Origin of the sequence: Amycolatopsis sp. NPDC051128 (assembly GCF_040682715.1) — a bacterium.
In the GTDB taxonomy this organism is placed as follows: Bacteria; Actinomycetota; Actinomycetes; order Mycobacteriales; family Pseudonocardiaceae; genus Amycolatopsis.
The window spans coordinates 1-5,683 of sequence record NZ_JBFBBN010000101.1; the positions used below are offsets into that span (position 1 = coordinate 1).

General features: G+C 70.7%; 6 protein-coding genes. 4 read left to right on the plus strand and 2 right to left on the minus strand.

The window, feature by feature from the left end:
- Positions 1-35: 35 nt before the first annotated feature.
- Positions 36-596, plus strand: coding sequence for a copper resistance CopC family protein (locus AB0M82_RS45795; protein ID WP_364736178.1), 561 nt, complete (start codon positions 36-38; stop codon positions 594-596).
- A 4-nt stretch (positions 597-600) separates the two neighbouring features.
- On the plus strand, positions 601-1,629 hold the full coding sequence (locus AB0M82_RS45800) for a CopD family protein (RefSeq protein WP_364736164.1): 1,029 nt from the start codon (positions 601-603) through the stop codon (positions 1,627-1,629).
- Between the two features lie 212 nt (positions 1,630-1,841).
- Here AB0M82_RS45800 and AB0M82_RS45805 read toward each other — a convergent pair whose 3' ends face one another.
- Complete coding sequence (locus AB0M82_RS45805) at positions 1,842-2,729, minus strand: aminoglycoside phosphotransferase family protein (protein ID WP_364736167.1); 888 nt, start codon at positions 2,727-2,729, stop codon at positions 1,842-1,844.
- A 31-nt stretch (positions 2,730-2,760) separates the two neighbouring features.
- Positions 2,761-4,146, minus strand: coding sequence for a helix-turn-helix transcriptional regulator (locus AB0M82_RS45810; RefSeq protein ID WP_364736169.1), 1,386 nt, complete (start codon positions 4,144-4,146; stop codon positions 2,761-2,763).
- Between the two features lie 343 nt (positions 4,147-4,489).
- On the opposite strand from AB0M82_RS45810, the gene AB0M82_RS45815 reads away from it, so the two are divergent.
- Together AB0M82_RS45815 and AB0M82_RS45820 are read left to right on the plus strand one after the other, a co-directional pair.
- Complete coding sequence (locus AB0M82_RS45815) at positions 4,490-4,825, plus strand: hypothetical protein (RefSeq protein ID WP_364736172.1); 336 nt, start codon at positions 4,490-4,492, stop codon at positions 4,823-4,825.
- Between the two features lie 13 nt (positions 4,826-4,838).
- Positions 4,839-5,261: a hypothetical protein gene (locus AB0M82_RS45820; protein ID WP_364736175.1), complete on the plus strand. Its 423-nt coding sequence runs from the start codon at positions 4,839-4,841 to the stop codon at positions 5,259-5,261.
- Positions 5,262-5,683 lie beyond the last annotated feature (422 nt).

The window sequence follows — 5,683 nt, forward strand, 5'->3', positions numbered from 1 at the left end:
CGGAGCCCGGCGTACTGTTCCGCGACCTGAGCCCGCTGTTCGCGGACGCGGGCGCGTTCCGAGCGGTGACCGACGCGCTGGCGGGCAGCATCGGCACGGCCACCCCGGCGCTGGCGCACAACGTGCTGATCTCCTCGGACCCGGCGAACGGCGCGTCCCTCGCCGCCGGCCCGCCGAAGATCGGCCTGACGTTCGACCAGTACGTGCAGGGCGCGGACGTCAACCAGATCGCGGTGACCGGACCCGGCGGCGGGCAGTGGGCCGAAGGACCGATCAGCGTCGTCAACAACGTCGTCAGCGCGCCCCTGCGACCGCTCGGCCCGGCCGGGAAGTACACCGTCGGCTACCGCGTGCTGTCCGCGGACGGCCACCCGGTGATCGGCGAGCTGACCTTCACCCTCACCACCGCGGGCACCGGCACGCCGGCGACCGTCGACGCGGCGAAGTCGCCGGGCGGCGCCTCGCAGGCGGCCCCGCAGTCGGCGTCGACCGGGGTGCCGATCTGGGTCTGGATCGCCGGTGCCGTCGTGCTGCTGGCCATCGGGCTGACCGTGGCCCTGCGTTCGGGCGGCAAGGCCGCCGAAGAAAAGAAGTAAGACGATGACCCAGGCCGAGACCACCACGACGGTCCGCTACTCGACGCTGCTCTGCGTGGTGACGGCGGGCCTGCTCGGCGCCCTCATCGGCGTCGCGCTCACCGCCACCACCCCGGTCCCCGGCGTGGTGCAGCCCGGCGCGGTGGTCTCGGCCGGCATCCCGGTCGTGCGGGTCCTGCTCGACCTCGCGGCGGTCACCACGATCGGGCTCGCGCTGCTGTCCGTGCTCGTCGGCTACGACCGGCCGAAGCTCACCGAGCCGGTCATGCGGCTGGCGCGGCCGGCCGGCGTCGCGGCCGCGCTCGTCTGGGCCACGGCCGCCGTGGTCGCGCTGATCCTGCAGACCGCGGAGTTCAAGCCGGGTTCGTCGACGCTCTCGGCGGGCGACATCGGCGGCTACATCGCCGCCGTCGGCGCCGGGAAGGCGCTCGTCATCGTCGCCGCGCTCGCGCTCGTCCACGCCGGGATCGGCGCGCTGGCGCTGCGCTTCGGCGAGAAGGTGCCCGCCGAGGTCCGGGTCGGGCTCGGCCTGTTCGCGTTGCTGCCGCTGCCGGTCACCGGGCACGCGTCGAACTGGAACTACCACGACTACACGATGATCTCGATGGAGCTGCACGTGATGAGCGCCGTCGCCTGGACCGGCGGCCTCGGCGCGATGACCGTGCTCCTCGTGGCGAACCGGACGCTGCTGGCGCACGCGCTGCCCCGGTTCTCGAAGCTCGCGACGCTCTGCCTGGTCCTCTCCGCGGCGACCGGCCTGTTCAACGGCCTCGTCGAGGTCTCGCTCAACCCGACCATCGGGTTCTGGCCGGCGATCTTCACGACGCCGTACGGGCAGCTGCTCATCCTGAAGCTCGCGTGCACCGGCGTGATCGCCGTGCTCGGCGCGCACCTCCGCTGGCGGCTGATGCCGCGGATCATCCGGCACAACCGGACGGCGCTCGCCGCGTGGGCGACGCTCGAGCTGACCGTCATGGGATTGGCGTTCGGTTTCGCGGTCGCGCTGACGCGGGCGCCGGTCGTCGCTTCCTGAAACGTCGTCCGCGCAGGTCGGACCCGGTGTGAAGTCACCCCCAGTAGCTGCAAGTTGCGCATTGGGATGGCTGGTGCTCCATTGGCGGTGACCGGTCGGACAGAACTCTCTACCCAGAGCCGTCGGCCATTCGGATGCGCCGAACGGTCATTTGCCATCGTCGAATGCACGTGCAGATTGTGGCGTCAGTCACACCAAGTGACAGGTGAAGGTCAACGGTAACGCGTCCACCGCGTGTCCGTCCGGGCATTCCGGAGATCGTCCAAGCGCCGGTACAGCTCGGGCCGCACCTGCGGCCGGCTGCGCAGGATCGGCAGCACGCTGGTCGTCAGCTTCAGCTCGCGGATCGCCCGGAGCACGGCGAACCCGGACCACGACGTCACGTCGAAGCCGTACTCCGCGGCGAAAGTCCGGTACCGCACCGCCGGGTCACCGAACCGCTCACCGCCGACGGCCAACGGCGTCAGGTCCCATTCCGGCGGGCCGACGCACGAGGAGTCGAAGTCGCAGAGCACCGGCCCGTCCGGGCCCGGGATGACGTTGCCGGGATGGGCGTCGCCGTGCACCAGGCCCCTGGGCAGCGGAAACTCCAGCTCGGCCAGCGCGGCTTCGAGCTCGGCGCAGCGGTCGAGCAGGAAGCCGCGGTCGGCGTCGCTGATCTCCTCGGCGTCGGACACCCTGGCTCGCACCGCGGCGAACGGCGCCCACTCGGCGAGACCGTCCGGCGCGGGCAACGCGTGCACCAGGCGCAGCAGCCGGGCCAGGTCGGTGGACGTCGCCCGGCGGCCGATGCTCGGGACCTGGTGCCACACGGTCACGAGGTGCCCGCCGACCGACATCGGCTGCTCGACGGTGTCGAGGAGCCGGATGGCCGGGACGCCGTGTCGTTCGAAGTGCCGCGCGACGCGGACCACGGTCCCGACGCGGTGCCGGAGCCGGGTCGAGCCGACGATCCGGATCACGAAAGGCGCCGTCACCAGCGCGTACACCGCGTTGTTGGTGAACCTCAGCAGCCGCGCGCCGGCGGGATCGAGACCCAGCAGCGCACAGGTCTCGGCCAGCACGCCGCGCAGTTTCCCGGCTGTGAACCGGCCGGCCAAGACGGCCCCGGCGCTCCCACCGCCCCCGGCGTCAGGCGGCGTAGAAAGCGTTGAGGCGATCGGCGAGGTCACGGGCGTCGGCGTTGTTGCGGCGGCGCTCGGCCTCGTCCTGCAGAGGCCGCATGCGGTCCTTGACCCGCTCGGACTTGATGCCTTCGGCGCAGTCGAGGGCCTTGCCGCCGACCTTGGCGCCGTGGTCGAGGTCGCCGTCCAGCAGGTGGTTGGTGGCCAGCGCGCTCAGCATGAACGTCTTGGAGCGCGCCATTTCGTCGTCGTAGGACTCGACGGCCTTGCTCAGCGCGGGGATCGCGTACTTGGTGTGCTCCGCGTTCTTCTGCGCGAGGACCGTGTGGACGGTGCCGACCATGGCGTAGACGTCGGTCTCGGTGAAGAACTTGACCCACGACTCGGCTTCGGCCAGGTTGGCGCGCTCGAACTCGTCCTTGCTCCGGCCGAGCAGCTTCACCGCCTGCTCCTCGTTGCCCATCATCGCGTAGGCCCAGGCCTCGTTCGCGCACAGCACCGAAACCGCCAGCTCGGAACCGGATTCCTGGGCGGCGATCTGGCCGAGCTGGAACAGCTTCAGCGCGTCGTTCGGGGCGTCCTGGTGCAGGTAGACGCGGCCCATGCGGTACAGCACGTTGGCCACCAGCGGGTGGTTTTCACCCTGCTTGGCCAGGTCCAGCGCGTTCGCGAAGTGGCCGCGGGCGGAGTCCATCAGCCCGGTGTCGAAGGAGGTCCAGCCGGCCAGCGAGTGCAGGTCGGCGAGTGCGACGTAGAGCCGGTTCTTCACCATTTCGGTGCCGTTCGACTCCAGCATCTGCTGTCCCCAGGACAGCTGCGCCACCACGGCGTCGCGGCAGAACCCGCCGCCGTACTGGTAGTCCAGCGCCCGGAGCGCCCGCGTCGCGGCCTCCACCTGGCGCACGTCGGTCATCCCGATGCGCCCGGGAGCCGGCGTCCGCGCCGGTCCCGCCGACCACGTGCCCGATTCCGGACCGAACACCGCCGCACCCATCGTGACCTGGGCGGCGTGCGCGAGGAACCTCCGTCGCTTCACGGACTCGTCCTCCTCAGCCTGCCGGCCGTCGGCGGAGCCGACGACCCGTATCGCCGTGGCCTCGTCGTAGGCGAGGCCCATGTATCCACGGGGGACGCCCAGGCCGTCGGCGATCCTCGTGAGGACGTCGTAGGCCATCACCTGGCGACCCTTGAGGATCTCCGACACCTCGGACTGGGACTGGCCGGTCATCGCGGCGATCTGGCGCTGCGAGACACCGTGCTTGCGCAGGAGCCGGTAGACGGAGCTGATCTCGCGGGACGCGAGAGCGGCTCTCATTTCCGGCTGCTCCCACGCGTCAGCGGGAACTGCGTGGCTCTGCCGGGCGTCGGCACTGCCACCGTTACTGGCGTCCATCGCGCCCCCTCCACTGTCCGGTCGGGCGTCTGTGAAACAGCGTAGGCAAACCTGCGGAACCGTGTGAACAGCCGAGCCGGCGCCCTGATCGGTCCGGGCGAAGTCCGGTGACCGCTTACCGTGGAACCCGGTCCGGTCACCGCTATGACGCCATTTCGACCTTCTATCGCACCCGGTTTCACCTCACTGTAGTTGTCAGATCTCCGTCACCGCCCGGACACCGGTAGCGATCACGGAGAGCTACGAATACCGCAGTGTGGTGCCACAGCGTTGTCCGCAGCGTTGGCAAGGCGCGATGTTGCAGAAGGCATCTTCGAAGACTGTCGACAGAGCGGAGAAGGGCGTGGAGTTCGTGGACTCGTTCGCAGGGGGACATGCCGGAACGGCCACCCGCGCCGTGCGGCCGGCGGTCCCGACCGTCTCCGCTGTCCGCCCCGTCACCCCCGCCGCCGCGGTGGACCCCCGCACCGCGAGCGTCCGCCACTACGAGGGTGGTCAGCTTGTGTGGCGGGTGCAGTGCGGCGACCTGATCAGCCGGGAACGTGCGGTGACGGTGTTCGTCGAAGACAACCAGGTGGTACTGGTCTCGCCCCCCGGCGAGACCGCGCGGTTGACGTCCGGCCAGCTCGGACAGCTGCGCGCCGCGCTCAATGAAGCCGCCAAGATGGCGGAAAGGTAACGGTGAGCTGATCATGGATCAGGTACTCGGGCAGGTCCTCCGCAATGCGGTCTGGGAGCGCCTCGACATGCTGACCGACCTGGCGAACCGCGCCGACGCCCAGTCGCTCGTCTCGGTCGCGCGCTCCGAACTGCCCCGTTTGACGGAGGCGTGGCGCGCGATGTTGAAGATGCACGAGCCCGACGAGCGCGGCGACTGCCCCACCTGCTCGACCCGGTGGCACCGCTGCAAGGCGCCGTGCTCGGTCTGGCAGGTCGCGCACGAGCACCTGGTGGCCGGCGGGCTGGCCCCGCAGCAGGCCCCGGCGGACCGGCGGCTGCAGGGCCGGCGCAAGAGCCCGGTCCCGACCCAGCCCCATCCGGCCCCCGCGCCCACCGCGGCGGAGACGACCGGCCGCCACGCGCTGGTGAACCCACGCCGAGCGGTCACGGCCTGACCCCTGATCCGGCGAGCGCGGCCGACCGATCGCCCCATCGGACCCGCGCCGGCTCTCGTCTGGGGCCGAGGACTGTTTCGCCCGCACCCCCGAGCAGTGCGAACCAGTTCTCGGCCGCCGCGCCCCTTCGCGATTAATCGAAAAATTTCCGCGTAAGCCCTAGCCCAGGCAGTAATCCCCCGCTAGATTGATCATCACACGCAGCCTGGATCACGGGTCTGACCAGCTGCGGCCCCCGCCTTGAGCGGCCCTCGAATTCCGCGGGCCGGTGTCGTTGCACTCCCCTCCCCCGACCGGCACCGGCCCGCGGTTCCATGTCTGGACACGCCCACCTACGTCGTAAAGCCGTGAATGTCGCATTGAGGGCTCCCGCTGCCGGGCGCGGCGCTGCGCGACGCGGTCCGCGCCGAGGTGGTCCGCGT

Excerpts from the sequence above, each read along its gene's own strand:
- AB0M82_RS45800 (WP_364736164.1), top strand. The coding sequence starts at position 601 with ATGACCCAGGCCGAGACCACCACGACGGTCCGCTACTCGACGCTGCTC.
- AB0M82_RS45820 (WP_364736175.1), top strand. The coding sequence starts at position 4,839 with ATGGATCAGGTACTCGGGCAGGTCCTCCGCAATGCGGTCTGGGAGCGC.
- AB0M82_RS45810 (WP_364736169.1), bottom strand. The coding sequence starts at position 4,146 with ATGGACGCCAGTAACGGTGGCAGTGCCGACGCCCGGCAGAGCCACGCA.